Annotated in this window: 20 protein-coding genes; 15 read left to right on the forward strand and 5 right to left on the reverse strand. The window is 58.4% G+C overall.

From position 1 onward, the window contains the following. The first annotated feature begins 3 nt into the window (after positions 1-3). The 11 genes from H8S02_RS08125 (at position 4) to H8S02_RS08175 (ending at position 13,143) form a co-directional block, all read left to right on the forward strand. A complete protein-coding gene (locus tag H8S02_RS08125; RefSeq protein ID WP_186970103.1) occupies positions 4-522 on the forward strand; it encodes a hypothetical protein in 519 nt (172 codons plus the stop codon). Positions 523-534: 12 nt separating this feature from the next. Next, complete coding sequence (locus H8S02_RS08130) at positions 535-2,826, forward strand: penicillin-binding transpeptidase domain-containing protein (protein WP_186970104.1); 2,292 nt, start codon at positions 535-537, stop codon at positions 2,824-2,826. 145 nt (positions 2,827-2,971) lie between these two features. After that, the gene (locus tag H8S02_RS08135; protein ID WP_118685533.1) at positions 2,972-3,715 is read left to right on the forward strand and encodes a nucleotide-binding protein; all 744 of its coding nucleotides are present in this window, start codon (positions 2,972-2,974) and stop codon (positions 3,713-3,715) included. Between the two features lie 70 nt (positions 3,716-3,785). Further along, complete coding sequence (locus H8S02_RS08140; protein ID WP_118685532.1) at positions 3,786-4,196, forward strand: methylglyoxal synthase; 411 nt, start codon at positions 3,786-3,788, stop codon at positions 4,194-4,196. A gap of 75 nt (positions 4,197-4,271) precedes the next feature. Next, on the forward strand, positions 4,272-5,630 hold the full coding sequence (gene hisS, locus H8S02_RS08145; protein ID WP_186970105.1) for a histidine--tRNA ligase: 1,359 nt from the start codon (positions 4,272-4,274) through the stop codon (positions 5,628-5,630). A gap of 123 nt (positions 5,631-5,753) precedes the next feature. Continuing rightward, entirely contained in the window at positions 5,754-5,972 is a 219-nt protein-coding gene (locus tag H8S02_RS08150; protein ID WP_186970106.1) for a hypothetical protein, read from the forward strand. 12 nt (positions 5,973-5,984) lie between these two features. Next, positions 5,985-6,167 (forward strand): hypothetical protein, encoded by a 183-nt coding sequence (locus H8S02_RS08155; protein WP_186970107.1) that lies wholly within the window; start codon positions 5,985-5,987, stop codon positions 6,165-6,167. A 41-nt stretch (positions 6,168-6,208) separates the two neighbouring features. Then, on the forward strand, positions 6,209-8,020 hold the full coding sequence (gene aspS, locus H8S02_RS08160; protein WP_186970108.1) for an aspartate--tRNA ligase: 1,812 nt from the start codon (positions 6,209-6,211) through the stop codon (positions 8,018-8,020). 236 nt (positions 8,021-8,256) lie between these two features. Then, a complete protein-coding gene (locus H8S02_RS12575) occupies positions 8,257-10,233 on the forward strand; it encodes an LTA synthase family protein (protein ID WP_186970109.1) in 1,977 nt (658 codons plus the stop codon). A 443-nt stretch (positions 10,234-10,676) separates the two neighbouring features. Beyond that, positions 10,677-12,398, forward strand: a complete 1,722-nt coding sequence (locus H8S02_RS08170; protein ID WP_186970110.1) for a solute:sodium symporter family transporter — start codon at positions 10,677-10,679, stop codon at positions 12,396-12,398. Between the two features lie 340 nt (positions 12,399-12,738). Beyond that, on the forward strand, positions 12,739-13,143 hold the full coding sequence (locus H8S02_RS08175) for a VOC family protein (protein WP_186970111.1): 405 nt from the start codon (positions 12,739-12,741) through the stop codon (positions 13,141-13,143). Positions 13,144-13,420: 277 nt separating this feature from the next. On the opposite strand, the gene iolD is transcribed toward H8S02_RS08175, so the two are convergent. Together iolD and H8S02_RS08185 are read right to left on the reverse strand one after the other, a co-directional pair. Then, entirely contained in the window at positions 13,421-15,382 is a 1,962-nt protein-coding gene (iolD, locus tag H8S02_RS08180; RefSeq protein WP_186970131.1) for a 3D-(3,5/4)-trihydroxycyclohexane-1,2-dione acylhydrolase (decyclizing), read from the reverse strand. Positions 15,383-15,735: 353 nt separating this feature from the next. After that, positions 15,736-16,542 carry a 5-deoxy-glucuronate isomerase gene (locus H8S02_RS08185; RefSeq protein ID WP_118685524.1) on the reverse strand — a complete coding sequence of 269 codons (807 nt, stop codon included), beginning with the start codon at positions 16,540-16,542 and terminating at the stop codon, positions 15,736-15,738. Between the two features lie 370 nt (positions 16,543-16,912). On the opposite strand from H8S02_RS08185, the gene H8S02_RS08190 reads away from it, so the two are divergent. Beyond that, complete coding sequence (locus H8S02_RS08190) at positions 16,913-17,785, forward strand: AraC family transcriptional regulator (RefSeq protein ID WP_118685523.1); 873 nt, start codon at positions 16,913-16,915, stop codon at positions 17,783-17,785. Between the two features lie 69 nt (positions 17,786-17,854). Here the strand turns inward: H8S02_RS08190 and H8S02_RS08195 are convergent, their stop codons facing one another. Continuing rightward, positions 17,855-18,532, reverse strand: coding sequence for a response regulator transcription factor (locus H8S02_RS08195; protein WP_186970112.1), 678 nt, complete (start codon positions 18,530-18,532; stop codon positions 17,855-17,857). Between the two features lie 281 nt (positions 18,533-18,813). Further along, the gene (locus tag H8S02_RS08200) at positions 18,814-19,338 is read right to left on the reverse strand and encodes an SLOG family protein (protein WP_186970113.1); all 525 of its coding nucleotides are present in this window, start codon (positions 19,336-19,338) and stop codon (positions 18,814-18,816) included. A gap of 185 nt (positions 19,339-19,523) precedes the next feature. Between H8S02_RS08200 and H8S02_RS08205 the strand changes: the two genes are divergently transcribed. After that, on the forward strand, positions 19,524-20,375 hold the full coding sequence (locus H8S02_RS08205) for a YihY/virulence factor BrkB family protein (RefSeq protein ID WP_186970114.1): 852 nt from the start codon (positions 19,524-19,526) through the stop codon (positions 20,373-20,375). Between the two features lie 48 nt (positions 20,376-20,423). Further along, positions 20,424-21,050 (forward strand): flavodoxin family protein, encoded by a 627-nt coding sequence (locus tag H8S02_RS08210; RefSeq protein ID WP_186970115.1) that lies wholly within the window; start codon positions 20,424-20,426, stop codon positions 21,048-21,050. A 448-nt stretch (positions 21,051-21,498) separates the two neighbouring features. Here H8S02_RS08210 and H8S02_RS08215 read toward each other — a convergent pair whose 3' ends face one another. Beyond that, positions 21,499-22,563, reverse strand: a complete 1,065-nt coding sequence (locus tag H8S02_RS08215; protein ID WP_186970116.1) for a branched-chain amino acid aminotransferase — start codon at positions 22,561-22,563, stop codon at positions 21,499-21,501. A 337-nt stretch (positions 22,564-22,900) separates the two neighbouring features. Between H8S02_RS08215 and H8S02_RS08220 the strand changes: the two genes are divergently transcribed. Further along, positions 22,901-24,100, forward strand: coding sequence for a polysaccharide deacetylase family protein (locus tag H8S02_RS08220; protein ID WP_186970117.1), 1,200 nt, complete (start codon positions 22,901-22,903; stop codon positions 24,098-24,100). The last annotated feature ends 186 nt before the right edge of the window (positions 24,101-24,286 follow it).

Raw genomic sequence — 24,286 nt, forward strand, 5'->3', positions numbered from 1 at the left:
GCCATGCAGAGAGAACTGATTTCTATCCCGAAAATGCTGCTGTACGCTCTTGTGACCATCCTTGTCTACGTCATCCAGACGACTGTCTTCGGCGCGCATCCGCTGTTCGGCTACCATGTCGATCTGCTGCCTGCGGCCGTGACGGCGGCGGCCCTGCTCGACGGCCCGGTCGAGGGCGCGGTCGTGGGTCTGCTCGCCGGGGTGCTGTACGACGTCGGTCTGGTCGGCATGGACGGCATTTACCCGATCTGGTTCATGCTGTACGGCCTGCTCGGCGGCCTGATCAGCCGGACGGCGCTCGCAGGCGGCTTTCTCTCCATGGTGCTGATGAACGCCTTCGAGATGCTGCTGCTCGGCATGCTGCGCTATTTTGTGCAGCTCATGCGGGAGGGCGCGTCCTTCCTGCTCGTGCTGCATCAGACGGTCGGCGGAACGCTCGTCGCGTGCATGCTGTGCTTTATCGTCTATCTGCCCATGCGGCGCATCAGCCGCGCATTTTCGAGGGACGACCGGTGGATATAAAGGAGCGACCCCATGGAAAATAAACAACAACTGCTGCACCGGCTTGCCGCGCTGCTCGTCATGCTGCTGCTGTGCGCAGGTCTGGCAGGAAGCCGTCTGGTCGACCTCCAGCTTGTGCACGGACAGGAATATCTCGAGCGTTCCGCGCAGTTTCTGACGACGACCTCGACGGTCTCCGCCGCGCGCGGCGAGATCCTTGACCGCTACGGCCGTCCGATGGTCTCGAACAAGACCGGCTTTTCGCTCGTTCTGCTGTATTCCGACTTCTGGGAGAACAAGGAGGACAAATTTGACCGGCTGCTTGACCTTGCGCAGCGCGTGCAGGCGGATGCGGCGGGCCTGAATGTCACGGGCGACGTGAGCAAAACGCTTGCGGCGGCAAAAAAGCAGGCGCAGCCTGCGCAGGATGAATATACGGACGAAACCGAGGAGGAAGCCGGGGAGGCGCGCGCTCTCCTGAACGATATGCTGCCGATCTCGGCCTCCGCGCCCTACACCTACACCGCCGAGGCGGGGAGCAGTAGCATGTCCACGCTGTCCGCCTACATCAAGGACAGCTGCGAGACGCTCGGCCTGACCGCCGTGCAGACCGCCGTCCGGCAGGCGAGGGAAGCGCCGGTCGAGTATGACGCAGACGGAAACGCCATCGACAAAACAAAGCAGATCGACGCGACAGCGCTGGTCTCTCCGACCGAATTTGTTGCGGCGATGGGAAAATATATGACCGAAAAGCTCGGCATGGCGGCAAATCTGCCGCAGGACGATGTGCGCACGCTCGTCGGCGTGTATTACAGCATGCGTCAGGTCGGCTTCAGCAAGACCATCACCTTTACGCTCGCAGACGACGTTTCGATGGACCTCATCGCCTATATCAAGGAGCATCACGGGGAGTATCCGGGCGTCGAGGTGCAGAGTGAGGCCGTGCGTCAGTACGACACGACCGCCGCCGCGCATGTGCTCGGAACGGTGGGCGTCGTGGACGCGACCGAGTGGAAGGACACCTATAAGGACCTCGCCGGCTATCAGATGACCTCGGTCATCGGCAAGACCGGTCTGGAAAAAGCGTTCGAGAGCTATCTGCACGGCTCGTCCGGTTCGCGCACGGTGGAGACCGACCTCGGCGGCAGCGAGGTCGCGGAGCAGTCCACCACGGCGCCCCGGCCGGGCGACAACGTCGTGACGACCCTTGACCTCGACCTGCAGGAGGTCGCGGAGCGTTCGCTCGCGGAAAACCTTGCCGGAAACGGCAGGGGCGGCGCGGCGGTCGCGCTCGACCCGAATACGGGCGAGGTGCTCGCGATGGCGTCCTACCCGACGTACAGCCTTGCGGACTACAATTCGACCGCCGCGGCCGAGGACCGTGCAAACGACAGCCGTCATCCCGAGGTGAACCGCGTTACGAGCGGCGTGTATCCGCCCGGCTCGACCTTCAAGGTCCTGTCCGCCATCGCAGGTCTGGAGGAGGGTGTCATCGACGCGAACACGCAGATCACCTGCACGGGCGTTTTCGAGTACGGCGGCCAGAAATTCACCTGTAAAAACCATGACACGCCGATGACGCTCGACGTCACAGGCGCGCTCAAGTATTCGTGCAACACGTTTTTCTATACCGTCGGTCAGAAACTGACCGGCGAGCATCTGGAAAAGTGGTCCGAGCGGTTCGGTCTCGGTGTCGTCACCGGCATCGGCATCGGCGAGCGCTCCGGCCATGCCGCAGGCCCGACCTACCGCGCGGAAATGAAAAAGGCTGACCCCTCCACGCGCGGCTGGCAGGGCGGCGACGATGTTATCGCGGCGATCGGCCAGTCGGATAACGGCTTTACGCCGCTTCAGCTGGCAAACTATATCTCTGCCGTCGTCAACGGCGGCACGCTCTATCAGCCGACGCTCGTGCGCAACATCAAGAGCTACGACTTTTCAAGCGTGGTCAAGAACGAAACGCCGAATGTGAAGGAGAAGATCGAGATTTCGGACGAAACCCGCCGCCTTGTCATGCAGGGCATGAGCGAGGTCACCGACGAGGGCGGCACCGCCGGCAGCGTGTTCGCGGACTATCCTATCAAGGTCGGCGGCAAGACCGGCACAGCCGAGACCTATGAGAACGGCGAGGCGTTCGACAACGGTCTGTTCATCGCGTTCGCGCCGTTCGACGACCCGCAGATCGTCATCTGCGTGGTCGGCGAGGGCGCCGGTCACGGCGCATACGTCGCGCCGGTCGTCCGCGATATGCTCGACGAGTTCTTTACGGCGGACGACGTGGAAAATGTTGACGCTGTGCCGACGGAAAACACGCTTTTACGATAAGTTTTTTCCGAGTGTCCGCGCACGCAGCAGAAAAAGTTTGCCTGACCGCTTGTCAAATTCATGGCGTTAGTTTATAATGTAACCAAATAGAACTTACACGGCCTGCGCGGAAAAACATTCGGGCAGGCTCACTTTCGGAGGCTGTATGTTAAAGGTAATTCTGGTGGCGTCCGGTAAGGGCGGAACAGGAAAAACCTCTCTTACCGCCGGCGTCGGTGCGGCGCTCGCCGCAAACGGGCATCGGGTGCTCGTCATCGACGGCGACTGCGGCCTTCGGAATCTGGATATCGTACTGGGCATGTCGGATCGGGTGGTCTACTCGTTTGCCGACGTGGCGGGCGGCATGGTGCAGCTCGCGGACGCCATGGCGCGTCATCCTGTGTACGAGACGCTGTACCTGCTGACCGCGCCGGTCAGACTGCCCGCTCTGAGCGAGCGCGGCATGGACCAGCTCGCAAAGCAGGCAGAGCAGGCCGGATTTGATTATCTCATCATCGACGGTCCGGCGGGACTCCCGGCGGAGATGTCCTTTCTGGCGCATATCGCCACGCAGGCCATCATCGTCACCGCGACCGACCGCGCCTGTGTGCGCGGCGCGGAGCGCTGCGCCCGCACCATCGAGCAGGAATACTGTATCCAGCGCATCCGCATGGTGCTCAACCGCGTGCGTCCGAGGCTCATCAGCCGCGGCCGCTCGGGCAACATCGACGACGCGATGGATGAGGCAGGGCTTCCGCTGCTCGGCATCGTGCCCGAGGATGAGGATCTGATCGCCTGCGGCAACAGCGGAACGAGCATCATCGCAGCCAAAAAGCACGGTGCTGCGCGTGCTTATCAGAATATCGCGCGCCGTCTGGACGGAGAGCGCGTGCCGCTGATGAAGATTTAACCGTCACAGAGAGACAAAATCTGACGTTGACACAAGCCAACCATGGGGATAAGGAAGGAGACGTTTGGAAATGAACATAGCACTGATCGCACATGACCGCAAAAAAGAGCTGATGGTACAGTTCTGCATGGCATACTGCGGCATCCTGGCAAAGCATAACATCTGCGCGACCGGCACGACCGGCAAATTCGTCGAAGAGGCAACCGGTCTCAAGATCGACAAGTGTCTGGCCGGCATGCAGGGCGGCGAGGAGCAGATCTCCGCGCGCGTCGCTTACAACGAGATCGACCTTGTGCTGTTTTTCCGCGATCCGATGTCCAACTCGCAGTACGAGCCGGATGTCCACGCGATCGCACGACTGTGCGATATGCACAACATCCCGATCGCTACCAACTCGGCAACGGCTGAAATGCTCATCCTCGGTCTTGACCGCGGCGATCTGGACTGGCGCAACATCGTCAACCCGAAGAACAGAAAATAAAAACGACAGAACGCTGCACCGGATGGGAAAATTACCCGTTCGGTGCATTCCGTCTGTCTTGAGGAGAATTGAAACATGGAAAAAGTGAAACCCAGAACTCTGTCCGGCTTTATGGAGCTGCTGCCCGCGCCGCAGGTACAGATGGAGCGCATCATGCAGGTGCTGCGCGAGACCTACGCGCTGTACGGCTTCTATCCGCTCGACACACCGCTCATCGAGTCCTCCGAGGTGCTGCTCGCCAAGGGCGGCGGAGAGACCGAAAAGCAGATCTACCGCTTCACCAAGGGCGACAGCGACCTGTCGCTGCGCTTTGACCTCACCGTACCGCTCGCGAAGTATGTCGCGCAGCACTACGGCGAGCTGACCTTCCCGTTCCGCCGCTTCCAGATCGGCAAGGTATACCGCGGCGAGCGCGCACAGCGCGGCCGTTTCCGCGAGTTCTATCAGGCGGACATCGACGTCATCGGCGACGGCAAGCTCGACATCATCAACGAGGCCGAGGTTCCGAGCATCATCTACAAAACGTTCACCTCGCTCGGTCTCGAGCGCTTCAAGATCCGCATCAACAACCGCAAGGTGCTCAACGGCTTTTTCGCCATCCTCGGCCTGACCGAGAAGGCGGGCGACGTCATGCGCACCATCGACAAGCTCGAGAAGATCGGCGCAGAGAAGGTAAAGACCATTCTGGTCGAGGATTTCGGCGTGGAAGCTGCTGCGGCTGACGAGCTGCTGAAGTTCATCGAAACCCCGGGCGGCACCGAGGGCATCCTCGCAGCGCTCGACAGCTACAAGGGCAAAAACGAGGTGTTCGACCTCGGCGCGGAGGAGCTGAAAACGGTTGCAACCTATATGCAGGCGTTCGGCGTTCCGGCTGACCACTTCGAAATCGACCTGACGATTGCACGCGGTCTGGACTACTACACCGGCACCGTTTATGAGACCGCGATGCTCGACCATCCGGAGATCGGCTCCATCTGCTCGGGCGGCCGCTACGACAACCTTGCCGAGTACTACACCGACAAGCAGCTGCCGGGCGTCGGCATTTCCATCGGTCTGACCCGTCTGTTCTACGTGCTCGGCGAGCAGGGTTATCTGAACGACCAGATGAACAAGGCGCCGGCGGACGTACTCATCCTGCCGATGACCGACGACATGGGCGCGGCCATCAAGACCGCTACCGCTCTGCGCGAGTCGGGCATCCGCACCCAGCTGTACGGCGAGCAGAAGAAGTTCAAGCACAAGATCGGCTACGCCGACAAGCTGGGCATTCCGTTCGTTATCTTCCTCGGCGAGGATGAGATCAATGCGGGCGTTGTCGCTGTCAAGGACATGGAGTCCGGTGAGCAGGTCAAGGTTTCGCTTAATGAAGCAGCAAAGCTGATTCATGACGGTCTGGCGAAGAAAAACGCAGGCAAAGTAATCTGCGACAAATAAATCGCTAAATTGCAGGGCGGGTGACCCCAGGAGGTGAATTGCCCGCAAGGGCAAGAGAAGCCACCCTGGGGTGCCCCGCCGCTGGTAGAGATAGATTTTCAACTGAATATGGAGGGATTTCTTATGAAGAGTCTTATTTGGGGCTGTACGCAGATGATTGTGGGGATGTTAGGCGTTATCGCATCCATCCTGATGATGATTTTCTGGCTGCAATGCAATGCCGGTGGGTTCGCACTTGCGACCTTTGTCATTCTCATTCTGTTTGCTGCAATGGTCGTGATCGGGTATGTCAACCGTGTCTGGCCGGTTCTGACTGAAATGAAAAATCAAGATTCCGAGTAAGGAGGCCGTCTTATGGATAAACTGCGCAAGACCATCATCCGCTGCACGGGGGTGCTGTGCGGCGTCATTCTGTTTGTACACGAGTGGTTGGTCATGGCCATTGCCGCTGTGATTCTCGGCCTTGCGATGCCCGCCATTCTGAACTATTTCCTGCCGGATGCTATTTCCGCCAAGAAAACGCCGGATGAAAAATAACTCCATCATCAAACAAATCTTAGTAATAAGGATTGATAAACATGAATAACACATCTATTGCAGGCATGAAGCGCACGCATATGTGCGGTGAGCTTCGTCTGGAGCACGCAGGCCAGACCGTTACTGTTAACGGCTGGGTCGACCGCGTGCGCGACAACGGCGGCGTTCTGTTCCTGCTGCTGCGCGACCGTGCAGGCATCGTACAGTGCACCTTCGACAAGTCGGTCAACGCCGACCTGTTCGACATTGCCTTCACCTGCCGCACCGAGTTCGTTGTAGCGGTCAAGGGCAAGCTGGTCGCGCGCGACGCGGCTGCTGTCAACAAGAAGATGCCGACCGGCGAGGTCGAGATCATCGCAGAGGACATCCGCATTCTGTCCAAGGCGGAGACTACCCCGTTCGAGATCGACGACACCAAGGAGGTCGGTGACCAGATCCGTCTGAAGTACCGCTACCTTGACCTGCGCCGCCCGTCCATGCAGCGCAACCTCATGCTGCGCCACCGCGTAACGCAGGTAGCCCGCAACTACTTCGATGAGCACGGCTTCCTCGAGATCGAGACCCCGATGCTCACCAAATCCACCCCGGAGGGCGCGCGCGACTACCTCGTGCCGTCCCGCGTACATCCGGGCAAGTTCTACGCCCTGCCGCAGTCTCCGCAGCAGTACAAGCAGCTGCTCATGCTGTCCGGCATGGACCGCTACATCCAGATCACCCGCTGCTTCCGCGACGAGGACCTGCGCGCCGACCGTCAGCCGGAGTTTACCCAGATCGACCTTGAGATGTCGTTCGTCGAGCAGGACGACGTTATCGCGGTAAACGAGGGCTTCCTCCAGCGCGTATTCAAGGAAGTGCTCGATGTTGATATTCAGCTTCCTCTGCCGCGCATGACCTGGCAGGATGCAATGGACAAGTACGGCTCGGACAAGCCGGACGTCCGCTTCGGCTTTGAAATCAAGGATATTTCCGACATTGCAAAGGACTGCTCGTTCAAGGTGTTCAAGGATACCGTCGAGAACGGCGGCACGGTCCGTCTCATCAACGTAAACGGCTATGCGGACAAGTTCCCGCGCAAGGAGATCGACAAGCTCGGCGAGTTTGTCAAGACCTACCGCGCAAAGGGCCTCGCGTGGATGAAGCTCGCCGCTGACGGCAGCATGACCTCCTCCTTTGCGAAGTTCCTGTCCGAGGACGAGATTGCGGCCATCAAGGAGCGTGCAGGCGCGAAGGAGAACGACCTGCTGTTCGTTGTCGCCGATGCAAACTGGCAGACCGCTGCCGTCGCTCTGGGCGCACTGCGCTGCGAGCTGGCAAAGCGTCTCGGCCTTGCCAAGAAGGACGACTTCAAGCTGCTGTGGGTCACTGAGTTCCCGCAGTTCGAGTACAGCGAGGAGGAGAACCGTCTCGTTGCGATGCACCATCCGTTCACCGCGCCGATGGACGAGGATATTCCGCTGCTCGACACCGACCCGGCCAAGGTCCGCGCCAAGGCATACGATATTATCCTGAACGGCTGCGAGCTGGGCGGCGGCTCTATCCGTATCCACGATCCCGAGCTTCAGACCAAGATGTTCGAGGCACTCGGCTTCACCGAGGAAAAGGCCAAGGAGCAGTTCGGCCACCTGATCACTGCGTTCTCTTACGGCGCACCTCCGCACGGCGGCCTGGCTTACGGTCTCGACCGTCTGTGCATGCTGCTGGCCGGCCTGGACTCCATCCGCGACGTCATCGCCTTCCCGAAGGTTCAGAACGCATCCGACCTCATGATGAACTGCCCGGATGTCGTAGACGACAAGCAGCTTGACGACCTCTCGATCGCAGTCACCCGCGTCGAAGAAGAGCCGCAGGCTTAAGGCAACACCGCATAATGAAAGCTGCGGCGCTTTGCGGAAATTTCGTGCCCTGACTTTGTTGCGATTTCTTGCAATGCGAAAGTATTGCTGCAAAACCGCGCCTCGTCAGTACACAAAATTTACTCGCAAATCGCTCTTGTCCAATTATGCGGTATTGCCTTAACCACTGACAGAAAAAGCCGCTGTGCCCGAAAACACGGCGGCTTTGCTTTTATCCGAGAGAAAGAGGGCAATCTGTGGGTAAACATGAACTGAAAAATAAAAAAGACGAAGGAAAATGGAACTGGGCGCTGCTTGCGGCGAACGTGCTGCTGACGCTGTGCTTCGCGGCGGTTTTCTGGCCCATCCTGCACAAAGGCTCGCTGTCCTTCCTCGACAAGACCTCGAACCTGCTTGCGCTGGCGGCGTTTCTGCCGCTCGTGCTGCGTCCGTGGAAGAAGGCGCCGGCACCGCTCGCGCTGCTGCATGACCTGCTGCTGCTCGGCAGCGCATCGGCGGTCAGTGTCGTCGTGGTCGAGTATATGGTCAAGGGCGGCAGTGTGGGACTCGAGCAGTCGTTCTGGCAGGGCTGGCTGTGCTATATCGGCCTGTACGCAGCCGCCTATCTGATCACTGCGCGTGGACGGCACGCGGTCTGCGTCGGCATGGGCATCAGCCTGCTGCACGGCCTCATCGACCACTACGTCATGCTGTTCCGCGGCACGCCGGTCATGCTGAGCGACGTGTTCTCCATCGGCACGGCGGCCAACGTTGCGCAGGGGTATTCTGCACCGGTCGAGCTGTCCGTGCTGCGCGGCGTGAGCACGGCGGTGCTGTACTGCGTGCTCGTCTGCCTGATGCAGCGCCGCTGGAAGCTGTTCGACCGCTGGTATGTGCGGCGCGGCTGCTCGCTCATCGTCGTTGCGCTCGCGGCGTATGCCGTTCACTACGGGCTCGGCATCACGGGCACCAGCATCAATTTCTGGGCGTCGAGCCGCTCCTACAGCGAGTTCTACTACTTTCTGCGCTGCGCAGGGAGGTCGATCGTCCGCGCGCCGGAGGGGTACAGCGCAGACGGACTGCAAACGCTTGCGGAGGATTATAAGGGCGAGCAGGGGACGAAAACCCCGAACATTATCGTCATCATGAACGAGTCGTTCTCCGACCTCGGCATCGTGGGCAATTTCGAGACGAACGAGGACTATATGCCCTTCGTGCACAGTATGCAGAAGGGGCAGAAGAACACCATCACGGGCAATCTGCTCGTTTCGACCTTCGGCGGCGGCACGGCAAACACCGAATTTGAGTTCCTGTCCGGCGATACCATGGCGTTCCTGCCGTTCGGCTGCTCGCCGTATCAGATGTATGTCAAGAGCGAGATGCCGAGCCTTGTCGGCGCCCTGGAGGCGCAGAATTACCAGACGGTCGCGATGCACCCGTATCTGTCGACCTCGTGGAACCGCCCGCAGGTCTATCAGTCGTTCGGCTTCGACGAGCAGTGCTACGAGGACAGCTTCCCGAGCGATGTCGAGCGCGTCCGCGGCCGCGTGAGCGACAGCGCAAGCTATAAGAAGATCATCGAGCTGTACGAGAACAAGCCGAAGGGACAGCCGTTCTTCCTGTTCGACGTCACCATGCAGAACCATGGCGGCTATGAGCGCGAGGGATATCCGGCCTTTGAGGAGAAGATCCGCCTGACCGGCGAGTACGAGGGCAGGTATCAGCAGGTCGACACCTACCTGTCTCTCGTGCGCTGCTCGGACGAGGCGGTGCAGGAGCTTATCAGCTATTTTGCAAACGTTTCCGAGGATACCGCGATCATTTTCTTCGGCGACCATCAGCCGAACGTTCCGTCGGCATTCTACGACGAGCTGTACGGCAATACGGACGCGGAGCGTTCGCGCGAGCAGAAGCAGACCAAGCTGATCACGCCGTTCTTCATCTGGGCGAATTACGACATTGGGTCGCAGACCGGCGTGGAAATCAGCGCAAACTACCTGTCTGCGTTCGCGCTCGATGCGCTGGGCTGCTCCACCTCGGGATTTGACGAGCTGCGTCTCGCGGCGCAGCAGAGCGTTCCGCGCATTAACAGCTACGGCTATTATCTGGCGGACGGCTCGTGGCACGACAATGAAACGCTGTCGGAATGCGAGGCGCTGACCGCTTACCGCAGTGCGCAGTACGCTCAGATTTTCGACCCGAAAAAGCGGATTCCGCAGTGGTATCTGCCGTAAAAAACGCAACCGTTTGCGTCGAAAGAAATGGATGCTTTTCCTCGAAAAGGAAGGCATCCATTTTTTTGATTACAGTATGAATTTTCGGACTTTTTCAGATGAAAGTGATAAAAAGAGCGGGCTGTCTTTGTGAAAAACATAACAACCAACGTCGAAATACACAAAAACGACATGCGGTTTATGTGCAAATAACCAAAGTATATCGGAAAACGAAAAAAATCTTTGCCTAAATGTAGATATAGTGTTAAAATGATTGTCGGAAAACGAGAACGGTATTTCCTGAACGCAGCGATCATCGACAAAAAATCGACGATCCTTTTTTTAAGGCACTGCGTGCGCGTACACGCAAGGGGATAAAGTTCTGTTTAAGTAAATGCGAAAAAATGGTAAGAGGGAAGCCGTTTTTTCGCGCGAAACAATTTTTACCTGAAGGGGAGAAAAGGATGAATTTCGTAAACTCCATGGCGTTTACCGCGATTACCTTCGTGGCATTCACGGCACTCGTCGCAATCATCTCGTGGTGGAAGACCCGCGGTGACAACCTTGAGACCCAGGACGGCTACTATCTCGGCGGCCGCAGCCTGACCGGCCCGGTCATCGCCGGTTCTCTGCTGATGACCAACCTTTCCGCAGAGCAGCTCGTCGGCAACAACGGCCAGGCTGTCCGCGTAGGCATGTCCACGATGGGCTGGGAGGTAACCTCCGCAATCGCTCTGGTTATCCTGGCATTCGTACTCATGCCGAAGTACCTCAAGACCGGTCTGACCACCGTACCGCAGTTCTTTGAGCAGCGCTACGACGAGGGCACCCGCCGTCTGGTATCCATCATCGTTCTTCTTAGCTACGTTGTAATCATGCTGCCGAACATCCTGTACGCCGGCGCACAGGTATTCGTCAACATCTTCGGCATCGACGAGATCTTCGGCATCTCCCGTTTTGCGGCGATCGCTATCGTCTGTGTCGCAACCGCTATCGTAGGCTCGATCTACGCGATCTTCGGCGGCCTGAAGGCAATCGCACTGTCCGACTCCATCAACGGCCTCGGCCTGATCGTCGGCGGCCTGCTCGTTCCGGTATTCGGCTTCATGTTCCTGTCCGGTCAGCTGGGCGGCGACGGCTCCTTCGTGGACGGCTTCGACAAGTTCCTGCACACCAATCCGTCCTACCTGAACGCCATCAACGAGGTTAACACCCCGGAGCCGTGGCTCCCGTGGCCGCTGCTGTTCACCGGCCTGCTGGTCAACAACATGTACTACTGGGCAACCAACCAGTCCATCATCCAGCGTACCTTCGGTGCTAAGAACCTGAAGGAAGCACAGAAGGGCGCCGTATTCGCAGGCTTCCTCAAGATCATGACCCCGCTCATCATCGTTGTTCCGGGCGTTATCTGCGCACTGGCTTACCCGGGCACCGACTGGGGTTCCGGCGACTCCGCTTACCCGATGCTGGTAGCACAGGTTATGCCGAAGCCGATCCTTGGCTTCTTCGCTGCTGTAATGTTCGGCGCGATCCTGTCCTCCTTTAACTCGGTACTGAACTCCGCATCCACCATCTACGCACTCGACATTCACCGTCCGCTGTTCAACCCGACCGCATCTGATGCCCGCATGGTTAAGATCGGCCAGAACTTCGGTACTGTCGTAGCAGTAGTTTCCACCATCATGTCCCCGTTCATGCTCTACATGGGCGGCATCACGAGCTTCGTAAACTCTGCTTTCGCTGCGTTCAACACCCCGATCTTCGTTTGCCTGCTGTGCGGCTTCTTCTGGAAGAAGGTTCCGGCTATCGCTGCTAAGATCGTCATCCCGGTACACGTTGTTCTGTACTTCATCCTCCAGTTCGGTCTGCGTAACGTCATTCCGTTCCTGAACAACATCCACTACCTGTACTTCACCGCAATCCTGTTCGTATTCGACATGATCCTGATGTGGGTCATCGTCAAGAAGCATCCGCGCGAGAAGGACTTCGAGCTGAAGGACGTAGGCGCTGTAGATCTGACCCCGTGGCACAACGGCAAGATCTGGGCTACCGTAACCCTGATCATCATGTGCCTGGCTTACGTAATCTTCTCTCCCCTTGGCTTCGGCAAGAGCGAGAAGACCACCTACCAGACCTACCTCGAGAACCAGTCCAGCGCTTCGGTCGTTACCACCGTACAGGACTGATAAGTCAATATCGACTGACCTTCAAAGGGACCGCTTCGGCGGTCTCTTTTTTTACCTGTCGCGAAACTGACGTTTCGCCGACAAGGTGTGTTCTGACTTCGCAGAACACGGGTCGTCCGAAAGTTCCTATGCAGAAACGTTCTCCCTCCAGAAGTCAAAAAACCGAGGTACACGCCCTCGGTTTTTTGAAATCGCTTCGCGATTTTTATTATATGCGCGCTGCCGCGCGGCTGCTTTGAGAAAAACCGAGGTTTTCTTCGGGTTTCTCTGTACAAACGGGACGCAAAATGCTATGCTTTACATAGAGGCGCGTACAGCCTCACAGCAAGGAGGATTAACCATGAAGGAACATTACAAGGGCCTGGGCCATATCGCCATTTATACAGCGGATATGGAGCAGAGCATCGCATTCTACGAGAACATCGGCGGCAGCGTTTTCAAGCGCGACGGCGTGCAGACCCCGGACGGCGAGAAGAAGCTGGCGCTCGTTGAGTTCGGCGGCTTCCTGCTCGAGCTGATCGAGCCGCCCGCAGGCACGCTCGTGCCGTCCGGCGAGGGCAGCATTCCGCACTTCGCCGTTTACGTTGACGATCTCGACAAGACCGCTGCCGACCTCAAGGCGGCCGGAATCATCAGCTTCACCGCACCGGAAAAGAAGGTTCTGCCGAACACCTTCGGTGGCCTGCAGAACTGGTTCTTCACCGGCCCGTCCGGCGAGCAGATCGAGCTGCTTCAGATGCTGTAAGACTGTCGAAAAACAGAAGCCCCTGTCTGCGGACAGGGGCTTCTTATATAAGGCAACACCGCACAATTAAAGCTGCGGCGCTTTGCGGAAATTTTGTGCCCTGACTTTGTTGCGATTTCACGGTAATACATCAAGTATTACCGCAAAACCGCGCCTTGTCAGAACGCAAAATTTGCTCGCAAATCGCTCTTGTTCAATTATGCGGTATTGCCATAAAAAGCTCCCGGCCTTTCGGCCGGGAGCTTCATTTTCATTTGAGCGAGTTTATCGCGCGCTATTAATAGTGGCGAGCCTCGAACAGGTGATCCTCGATCGCCTTGCGTGCAGCCTGAACCTCCGGCTTGGTGGAGACCTCAGCTACACCTACACGCCACCAGTTCTCGTAGCCTGCGGACATGGTCTTCGGCAGAACCTTCATGTCGATCAGGGTGGAAACGGTCTGCTTCTTAGCGTCCTCGATTGCAGCCTTCAGCTCGTCAAGGGTCTTGACGGTGTAGGTCTTGCAGCCGTAAGCAGCGCCGATTGCAGCGTAATCTACCTGGATTACCTTGCCCTTGTGGATACCGTTGGTAACGCCCGGCTCGAGCATATTCTTCTCGGTGCAGATGGACGCATTGCCCTGCCCTACCTCGAGGTTGTTGATGCAGCCGAAGGAAGCGTTGTCGAACAGCATGACGTTGATCTTGTGGCCCGTCTGAACGGAAGTGATCAGCTCAGAGTGCAGCATGTCGAAGGAACCGTCGCCGCACATAGCGTAAACTTCCTGATCCGGGCAGGCGATCTTAGCGCCCAGAGCGGATGCAACCTCGTAGCCCATGCAGGAGTAGCCGTACTCCATGTGGTAGGTGTTCTCCTTGCGTGCGCGCCACAGACCCTGCATGTCGCCCGGCAGAGAGCCTGCTGCTGCACATACGATCGCGTTGTCGTCGATGAGGTGGTTGATGGTGCCCAGAACAGTGGTCTGGCACAGCTTGCAGCCGGTATCCTTGATGTACTTCTCAACGCACTCGCGGTTAGCGTCGTTGATCTCCGGGGTGAAGTGCTCCTTGTCGGTGTACTCAACAGCGTCCAGACGCTCAACCTCAGTCCACCACTCCTTGCGCAGAGCAGCAACTTCCTCAGCGTAAGCCTTGTCGGTGTGGTAGCCGATCTTAGCCAGCTCCTCGCCGATCGCGGTCAGAGCCTCGTTCGCGTCAGCAACGACCGGAGTAGCGTCCATCTTGTAAGCCTGGAACTCAGACGGGTTGATGTTGACGAACTTTGCGTCGGTGCGGTACAGCCACTTGGAAGCGGTGGTGAAGTCGGTGTAACGGGTGCCGACGCCGATAACAACGTCAGCCTCGTGCGCCAGCTTGTTGGCAGCGATGCCGCCGGTGGTGCCCAGACCGCCGAGGTTCAGCTCGTGATCCCAGACAACAGCGGACTTGCCCGCCTGGGTCTCGCCGAATGCGATGCCGAAGTCTTCAGCGAACTTCTTGAATACCTTGTGTGCCTCAGCGTAGCGAACGCCGCCGCCGCAGATCAGGAGCGGCTTCTTTGCGTTCTTGATGACCTCAACAGCCTTGTCGAGAGCATACTTGGTGATCGGACGGCGGTCGATGCGCCATACGCGCTTCTTGAAGAAGTCAACCGGGTAATCGTATGCTTCAGCCTGAACGTCCTGCGGCAGGGAAATTGCAACAGCGCCGGTGTTGGCGGTGTCGGTCAGAACGCGCATAGCAGAGATCATGTCGGTCATGACCTGCTCCGGACGGTTGATGCGGCCCCAGTACTTGGTAACAGCCTGGAAAGCATCATGAGCGGAGATAGACAGGTTCTGCGGCTGCTCCATCTGCTGGAGAACCGGGTCCGGCTGACGGGAAGCGTAGATGTCGCCCGGCAGGATCAGGACCGGAATGTTGTTAGCGGTTGCGGTTGCAGCAGCGGTAACCATGTTGCAGGCGCCGGGGCCTACGGAAGAGGTGCAGGCGAAGATGGACTTGCGGCGCATCTGCTTTGCGTAGCCGACAGCAGCCAGAGCCATACCCTGCTCGTTCTTGCCCTGGTAAACGATCATGTCCTTGAGCTCCTGCTCAACGCCGTTGGCGAAGCCTACAACGTTGCCGTGGCCCGGGAGCATGAAGATGCCCTTAACGAACTTGTGCTCCTGCTCGTTGCCATCCATATCAATGTAGCTGATATACTGGTTCTCGAGGAAGCGAACGAGTGCCTGAGATGCAGTCAGACGAACGGTTTCCATATGAATCATCGTGGAAATCCTCCTAAAATAATGTATAACAAAGATAATCGAACCGCCCTCCCCAAAAGGAGGGGGCAAGGGGAACCACAGGTTCCCCAATACACGGGACCTGTCCCGTGCCTGCCGCGCGCACGCGGCAGATGCAGTTCTCTAACAAAGTCCAGCTCTGCCGGACTTTGTTACCACTGCCTGCGCCGTACCCCAGGGCACCTTCTCTTGCCCTACGGGCAATTCACCTTGTGGCGGCGCAGCCTCGTTCGCCGTGCGAACGAGAGGGGGGTATCCGAACAAGTTTCCATGGGAACTTGTTCGGTATATAGGGGGGACAGCGTCCCCCCTATACTCTGGGAACGTTAGTTACCAGAGGGGCAGTGCCAGATGTGGTCGTTCGCGTCATCCTCGAGCAGCCACAGATGCTCCTCGTCGTCGATGCGGGTCTTGTCCCACGGGTCGCCCGGCAGATGACGGATGCCCCATGCGTAGCAGCAGGAGTAGCCCGGAGCGGTTACCTGAGAGTGCATCTTGTCGGTGATGATCGCAAGGCCGTTGTGATGGGTCTCGTAGATCTCGCCGTTGCCCCAGCCTGCACCGAAGCCCATCGGCTTGTCGAAGCGGTAGAAGTAGCACTCCGGCTGCGGATGATGATGCGGCGGGTAAGAGGACCACTTGCCCGGCAGGTTGACGACCTCGCCCAGTACCATGTTGGAGTACGGTGCGTTGTCAAGGTCGAAGCAGGTGCGAACGTCGCGCTTGATGCAGCCCATCAGCTCGCCCTTGTTGCCGCGAGCCCAGGTGTCGGTGTCTTCCGGCTTGTACATCTTGCTCGGGAAGGTCTTTTCGTTCAGCGTCTTCTGAATGTAGATGTTGCACGGGCCGTGTGCGATGATCTCGAACTTGACGCCCTTGCATACGTGCAGGCAGGACGGATTGTAGTCGAACGGGTTCGGACGGTCAACGTCGTAGGACTGATCCTCCCACTTGATCGTGCACTTGCCGTCGAATACGAGCGCTGCAACTTCCTTTTCCGGCTCCTCGCAGCTCCAGGTGTCGCCATCCTCCATAACGAGGAGAGCAACGTCCATCATGGCATCCTTGCCGATGCCCTCGTCAAGACGGATATACTCGTTGTATCCGCGCTTGACCTGCTTATCCATGTACATAGTAAATCTCCCTCCAAAAAAATATTTTTTTGGTTCGGTGCGCGGAGCATTCCTGCCCTGCGCCCGGCAGACCGGCCGTAATCAGACCTGTCCACCTTCTATTATAGCACGAGAGCACACTCCTGCGCAACCTCTTGCGTGCTGTCGGAACCACTTCGTCATTTGTCACAAAAAGTCAGAAGCTTCTTTTGACATATGATACAACAAAAATACGATTTTATTTTGCCGCACTCTTGCGCGTAGTTCCTTTTACGATTATAATTATAGCAGATTGATGCGAAAACGCTTGCAATAAATTCAGAACGAATAACACAATTTTAAGGAGTTCTGCGGCGGGGAAAACTGCCCCGGAACGAGAGGAGGAGACGCGATGGATGCGGCAAGGCGCGAAAAGAAGGAGCACGGCACGCTTTCCTTTCCGTTTCAGATCTATCCGGCACTCGACGGGAGCGAGGCGGATGACAGCGATTTCATCCCGTATCACTGGCATCCCGAGCTGGAGATCATCACGGTGGACTGCGGCCGCGTCTCGCTGACGATCGCGGACCGGATGTACGAGGGCGCTCGGGGAGACGTATTCTTCGCGGCGTCCGAGGAGCTGCATGAGATACGCGCCGCCGGACGAGAAAATCAGTTCCGCTCGTTCGTCTTTGCGGCGGATTTTCTGCAGTTCGCCCGTGCCGACGAGACCGAGTTCGCCCTGCTCGAGCCGCTCGCAGAGGGGCGGCTGCGGTTTGCGACCTGTCTGCGGTCGGGCGAGCCGGGGCAGAGCGAGGTGCGCACGCTGCTCGCGCAGATCGTCCGCACATGGCAGCAGCAGGCGCCCGGCTGTCAGCTCGCCGTCAAGGCGGCGCTGCTCGGCATCGTCGCGGTCTGTGCACAGTACGGCCGGCTGGAGGGGCGGCCCGTGCGTCCCGGCGCGGACTACAGGGCGCGGCAGCTGCGCGAGATCGTTGGCTACCTCGGCGAGCACTTCACCGAGCCGCTCTCGCTGCCCGAGGTCGCGTCGCATTTCGGCCTGTCGCCGCAGTATTTCAGCACGTTTTTCAGGGAAAACTTCGGCCGCACCTTTACGCAGCACATCAACTCTCTGCGCATCGAGCAGGCGGCGCGTCTGCTGCGCGAGACCGATCTTCCGGTCATGGAGGTCGGCTTCAGCGTCGGCTTCGACAACTTCAGCTACTTCATCAAGCGCTTCCGCAGCGTATACGGTGTTTCGCCCTCACACTACCGCAAGGGATAACAGGCACGCAAAAGATAGAGAAACACCCGGAACGGCCAGATAAAAGGCGCTCCGGGTGTGTTTTCGGGCTTATTCCGCGAGGTAGTAGCCCAGACCGCGCTCGGCGCAGATCTGTGCCTCCGAGCCGATGGAACGGAGCTTGCGGCGCAGCAGTGTGAGGTAGACCTCGATAGAGTTGTAGGTGGACTGACTGTCCGAGCCCCAGACCCTGGCCTGAATGGTCTCGCGCGAAACGACCTGACCGGGATTGGAAAGGAAAATGTCGATCAGCAGCGTTTCCTTGCCCGACAGACGGATCTCGCCCGAGCGGCTCTTTACGGTGCAGCGGCCGCGGTCAAAGGTCAGATCGCCCGCGGTGAGGATCTCGCTCTTGATGGCCGGGCTGCGGCGTGCGAGCGCGCGCAGGACAGCGGCAAGCTCATCCGAGACGAACGGCTCCGCGAGCACATAATCCGCACCGGCATCGAGCAGACGTGCTCGGTCGCGCGCCGAGGGATGGGGAAGCACGATAAGAATGGGGATCTGCGTGCCCTCCTCGCGGATGAGCGACAGACGCGCGCGGGTCTTTGCGCTGCGGCTGTAGGAAAGGTCGGATGCGGTCAGTATCGCGGCGTCATACACGCCTTCCGGGAAAACGAACGGCTCGTCCTCCTCCGGCGGCGGCACCATATCGAAAGCAATGTTCTCGCACTGGAGCGCCTGCGGTACAGGTGCGCTGTCAAATTCTTCAATCAGCAGAATACGCATATTCTGTTCACTCCTTTCGGCACTAATATCATGAAGCAGTATTGTGGATGTTTCGTGTAGAAATGATGGACTGAAGCAAAATTCAATCTCTGACTAAGTATACACATTCTGAAGCAGGAATGCAATCGCAGGAGGGGCGGAAAAGAGAAAAGTTCGAAAACTGTTTACAAATCGTCGGGACATCTGTGCCGGAGGGATGGAACGGTCTGGCAATAAAGTCCGTTTCAGCGATGCAGACAAAAAACATCGCCGTCCGGAGAAGGGGACGGCGAGGCGAAGAATCAGAGCAGGGAAAGCTGATCATATGCGCGAGGAGAGAGATTGATGATGCGCAGGCCGCTGCCCTGTGCGTAGTGAACGGTCTGTGCCGTGCCGCCGGCCTGCCCGTCGAAGTAGCAGATGAGCAGGGAGGAGGAGTCGACCATGAAGCGGTTGCGCACGGAAAAACAGCCGGAGAAATAATTCGATGCGAATACGCGCACGGCGTCCGAATTGACCAGACAGACATTATAGCGCTTTTTCCACGAGGGGGGAAAGCGGTCGGACTGATGGTCATGCGGAACGGCGCACAGCAGACGGATGTCATGATGCGCGCGCGCGCGGATGACGGCCTCGGCCGCCCAGATATCGAATCCGGCTGCCATGCCGGAGAGAAAGGTGTGATAGCCCTGCGAAACGGCGTGTTCGACCGCGCGGTCGAGCGCCGTCTCGAGCGCCTGCACGGCGTCCGGGTCGTTTGTGCGGAAGGGCATCTTTTCGGGACGATACCCGGAAAAGCAACAGGTATGGCTGCGCGGATCTTGCATATCTCCACCTCCGAGGCAGAATAGTCGCAGGAAAGGCATCTATTGCCTTAAGTATACACCAGAGGCAGAGAAAACACAAGAGCGAACACGAACAAATGTACGAAAAACGTTTTCGTGCGGACGGTTGTAAAACCGTACAAAAGCTGATACAATAAATAAAACATTAAAGGAAAGGGGGAGCCGGATTGAACGGACAGAATCGGCTGGTCTATCTGGTGCGGCGCATGGTACTCCGTTTTTTTTCGGACGGCATTCCGCAGGCGGCGGCGGCCCTGTCGTATTTTCTGCTGTTTTCCCTGCTCCCGCTTTTGATGTTTGTCAACGCGCTCGTCGCGCGGCTCGGCATTTCGATCGAGGATTTCCGGCCGGTGTTCGAGCTGATGCCGAAAAGCCTGCAGGAGCTCATCCTGTCGTACTTTGAGCAGATCACGGCGACGCCGTCGTTCAGTCCGCTGCTCATCGGGACGCTGCTGACGCTGTATTTCCTGTCGAGGGCGGTGCGTTCGATCATGCGCACGGTAGACGGCATCTACCGCGTCGAGGTGCACCGCCGCGCGGGGCTCGATATTCTGCTGTCGTTCGCGATGACGGCCGGCTTTCTGCTGACCGTCGTGTGCAGCTTTGTGCTTGCCGTCGCCGGACGCATGCTGCTGCGTCTGCTGCCGCAGGCGCTGCCGATCCCTGCACCGGTCCTTGAGGCGGCGCGCGGCACAGGCTTCTGGATGATGATCGTCATCGTATTCGCGTTCCTTATGCTGTTCAACCGCATCGTCCCGAACCTGCATCTCGGCTTCCGCGAGGTCTGGCCGGGGGCGCTGTTTTCGCTGGTGGCATGGGTGCTCGTGTCGTGGTGCTTTTCGTTCTATGTGGACAATATGGCGCGGTATTCCGTGCTTTACGGCTCGCTCGCGACGGTCATCGTGCTCATGATCTGGCTGTATCTCGTCAGCATCATCCTGCTGATGGGGCCGCAGCTCAATCACACGCTTGTCGTCATGCGGCTGTACCGCATGGAGCAGACAGCGCATTTGAAATAACGGAGAAACCGGCGGACGCGCCGGGTAAAAACAGGAGGACAAGAAAAAATGAAGGTTGTAGCAATCAATGGTTCGCCGCGAAAGGGCGGAAACTGCGCACAGATGCTGGACGTACTGGGCAGGGTGCTCGAAAACGAGGGCATCGAGTTCGAGGTCTGCCAGCCGGGCGCGAAGGTACATCCGTGCATGGCATGCTATCACTGCCTTGACAATGGCACGCTGCGCTGCGTGCAGGATGACGACGGCGTGAATGAGATCATCGAGAAATGTATTGAGGCAGACGGCATCGTGCTGGCCTCGCCGGTATACCACGGCGGCATTGCGGGCGGCATGAAGTGCGTGCTCGATCGTCTGATCCTCGCGGCAGGCTGCGGCGAGAATAAGCTGCATCACAAGGTAGGTGCGGCGCTGTGCACGCTGCGCCGTTCGGGCGGCATGGAGACCTATCAGCAGCTGCTCGGCACGATCAACACGATGGAGATGGTGCTCGTGACGTCGGACTACTGGAACGCGGTACACGGCGCGGAAAAGGGCGAGGTCATGCAGGACACCGAGGGTGTCGAGGTCATCGAAAAGCTCGGCCGCAACATTGCATGGATGCTCAAGGTCATCGACAAGGCAGGCATTGAGCCGCCCGCAACCGGACACCGCACGATGACGAACTTTATTCGCTGACGCGAAGTCCAGGGGGGACGCTGTCCCCCCCTAGATACGTTTTCGGTTCCGGAGAAACCGAAAACGATACCCCCCTCGCCCCTGCACGGCAGGGGCGGCCGCGCCGCCGCGGCGCGGGCAGTGGAATAAAAGTCCGGCAGAGCTGGACCTTTATGGGAAATTTGATGCGGCGCTCTGCGGAGCGCCTGTCCTGCCTGTTTTGCCGAAGGCAAAATGCGGCAGGAGCGCGCGCCCTTTGGGCGCGAAAAAGGCACGCCATCGGCGTGCCTTTTATTTAATAGAATTTGCTTGCAAATTCATAAAAACCGGGGGCGTGTACCTCGGTTTTGATACAGGAAAGCCCCTCAGTGTGCCGATTTGTCGACGCGCTGAGGGGCGTACAGGACATGTCCGAACGAAGTTCGGCATGTCCTTCTCGTTTGAAAGGCTTTGCCTTTCAAACGAAGCTTTAAATTTTTACGGTCCAACCCATATCGTCGGGCAGCTTGCCCCACTGAATGCCGGTCAGGGTGTTGTACAGCTTGTGGGTGATCTCGCCGATCTCGCCGTTGTTGATGTGAGCAACATCGCCCTCGTAGCGCAGCTCGCCGACCGGGGAGATGACTGCTGCGGTACCGGTGCCGAATACCTCTTCCAGCTTGCCGTCGTGCGAAGCCTTCATGACGTCAGCGATCGGCAGACGCTCCTCGGATACCGGAATGCCCCACTTCTTGAGCAGCTCGATGCAGCTCATGCGGGTAACGCCCGGCAGAACGGTGCCGACGGTCGGAGCGGTGTAGACCGTGCCGTCGATCTTGAAGAAGCAGTTCATGGAGCCGACTTCCTCGACATACTTGTGCTCAACGCCGTCGAGCCACAGGGTCTGCTCGTAGCCGAGCTCGTGCGCCTTGACCTGAGAGATCAGGGATGCCGCGTAGTTGCCGCCGCACTTGGTGAAGCCGGTGCCGCCCGGGCATGCACGGGTGTACTCGTCCTCGACGAAGATCTTTACCGGATTGATGCCGGTGGAGTAGTAAGCGCCGACCGGAGAGCATACGATGATGAACTTGTGGGTGCGGGAGGTGCGAACGCCCAGATGCGGCTCGGTCGCGATGACGAACGGACGGATGTAAAGGCTGGTGCCCTCTGCGTGCGGTACCCAGTCCTGATCGAACTCGACGATCGCCTTGACCGCCTGGACGAAATCCTCTACCGGCAGGCTCGGCAGGCACATGCGGTGGTTGGTGTTGATCATGCGCTGTGCGTTCTTGTCGGGGCGGAACAGCTGGATGGAGCCGTCCGGGGTGCGGTAAGCCTTCAGACCCTCAAAGGACTCCATTGCGTAATGGAAAACCATCGCTGCGGGATCGAGCTCGAGCGGCTGATACGGTACGATGCGGGCGTCGTGCCAGCCCTTTTCCTCATCGTGGTCGATGATCAGCATATGATCGGTATAATGAACACCGAAACCGAGATTGCCCTCGTCCGGCTTAGCCTTAGGAGTAGTGGTACGCTGTTTTGTGATCTGCAGCATGGTTTGTCACTCTTTCTGTTGTGGTTTAGTTTCAAACATTATTATAGCACTCTGTTCTGATAAAGCAAGAGCAATAGCGCATAATTCAGATGGAATCAGTGGGGATATATTTATACAAATTTTGCGAATATCGGCGAATAAACGGTATGAAAATACATAGGGCAACACCGCACAATGAAAGCTACGGCGCTTTGCGGAAATTTTGTGCCCTGACTTTGTTGCGATTTCACGGTAATACATCAAGTATTACCGCAAAACGGCATCGTGACAAACCGCCGGAGGTCTGGTATAATAGGGATATGCTGAAATTATATGCGCAAAGATGAGGTGAGGGCAGATGAAAAAGGGCATCAGACGCATTCTGAGCGGGCTGCTCTGCGCAGGCGTTCTGGCGCTCGGCATTCCTGCGCCCTCGCGTGCGCTGACGCTGACGGCGGTCAACGACAGCATCCTGCCGCTTTCGGACAGCACCATGCCGGCGCGCCTCGGCGGCGAGATCTATGTGCCGTACAGCGTATTTTCGCAGCTCGGCGTGTCCGCCTCCAGCTCGGACGGCGTGCTCGACCTGTCCGCAAACGGCGAGACGCTCAGCTTTTCCCCGGCGGAGGGCTATGTCTATGACCAGGACCTCAACAGCTATTCCACACCGGCCTACTCGATGAACGGCACGACCTATGTTCCGGTCAAGCTGTGCTGCGGCAAGTTCGGTCTGAGCTATTCGACACTCGCGGTCGCGGGGGAGACCGTGCTGCGCGTGACCGACGGCTCGGCGTCAAGCGACTCTGCGTTTGCCGCCGCAAAATCCGGTACGATCGAAAACACGATCAACAGCTACAAGGGCATTCCGTCCTCGAACGGCTCATCCTCGAACGGCGCCTCGTCAAATGGCGGCACGGCAGCGAAGCCGGACGAGACTCCCATTCCGAAGGTTGAGGAAAAGCCGAAGCGCAAGCCGGCACGGGTGTACCTGACGTTCTGCGGTGCGCCGGACAAAAACACGGCGGCTGTTCTGGATACGCTGAGTGAGAGCGGACGCACGGCGGCGTTTTTCCTGCCGGTCAAGTCGGCGGACTGGACGGATGACACCGTGCGCCGCATTGCCGCCGAGGGACATACGCTCGCGCTGCTGCTCGATGAGGACGAAAAAGCCTCCGGGGACGCGCTTGTCGAGCAGCTGACGCTCGCAAACGAGCGGCTGCGCCTGCTGACCGGCGTACAGACGCGCATCGTCTCGGTATCCACAGGCTGTGCACAGCTTTCCCGGGCGCAGCGCGACGCGCTGATCGCCGCAGGCTACCGCCTGTGGGACGCGACGCTGGACGCCGGGGACGAAAAGGGGACGGCGGCGCGCGCCTATGCCGAGACTGCGCAGCGCTTTTCCGAGACCGATGCGGCCGTTGTGCTGCGGCTGCACCACAGCGCCGCGACGGCTGAAGCGCTCTCCGCGCTCTCCGCATATATGACGCGGCAGGGCATCCCGTCCGGGACGATCTCGCTCGCCCTCACGCCCATCAACGGCGCAGACGAGACAAGATAAAAAGACTGCTGATAAAGCTGTTTTCAAGTGGAAGCAGCAATCGCGCGACAGCGCGCATTAAATAGCGTTTGCTGTGCAAACGCAAAAAAACCGGGGACATGCGCCTCGGTTTTTTTACTTCTGGAGGGAGAAAGTTTCCGAATGGGAACTTTCGGACGACTCGTGTTCTGCGAAGTCAGAACACAG

The organism is Agathobaculum hominis, from assembly GCF_014288055.1.
Lineage (GTDB): Bacteria > Bacillota > Clostridia > Oscillospirales > Butyricicoccaceae > Agathobaculum > Agathobaculum hominis.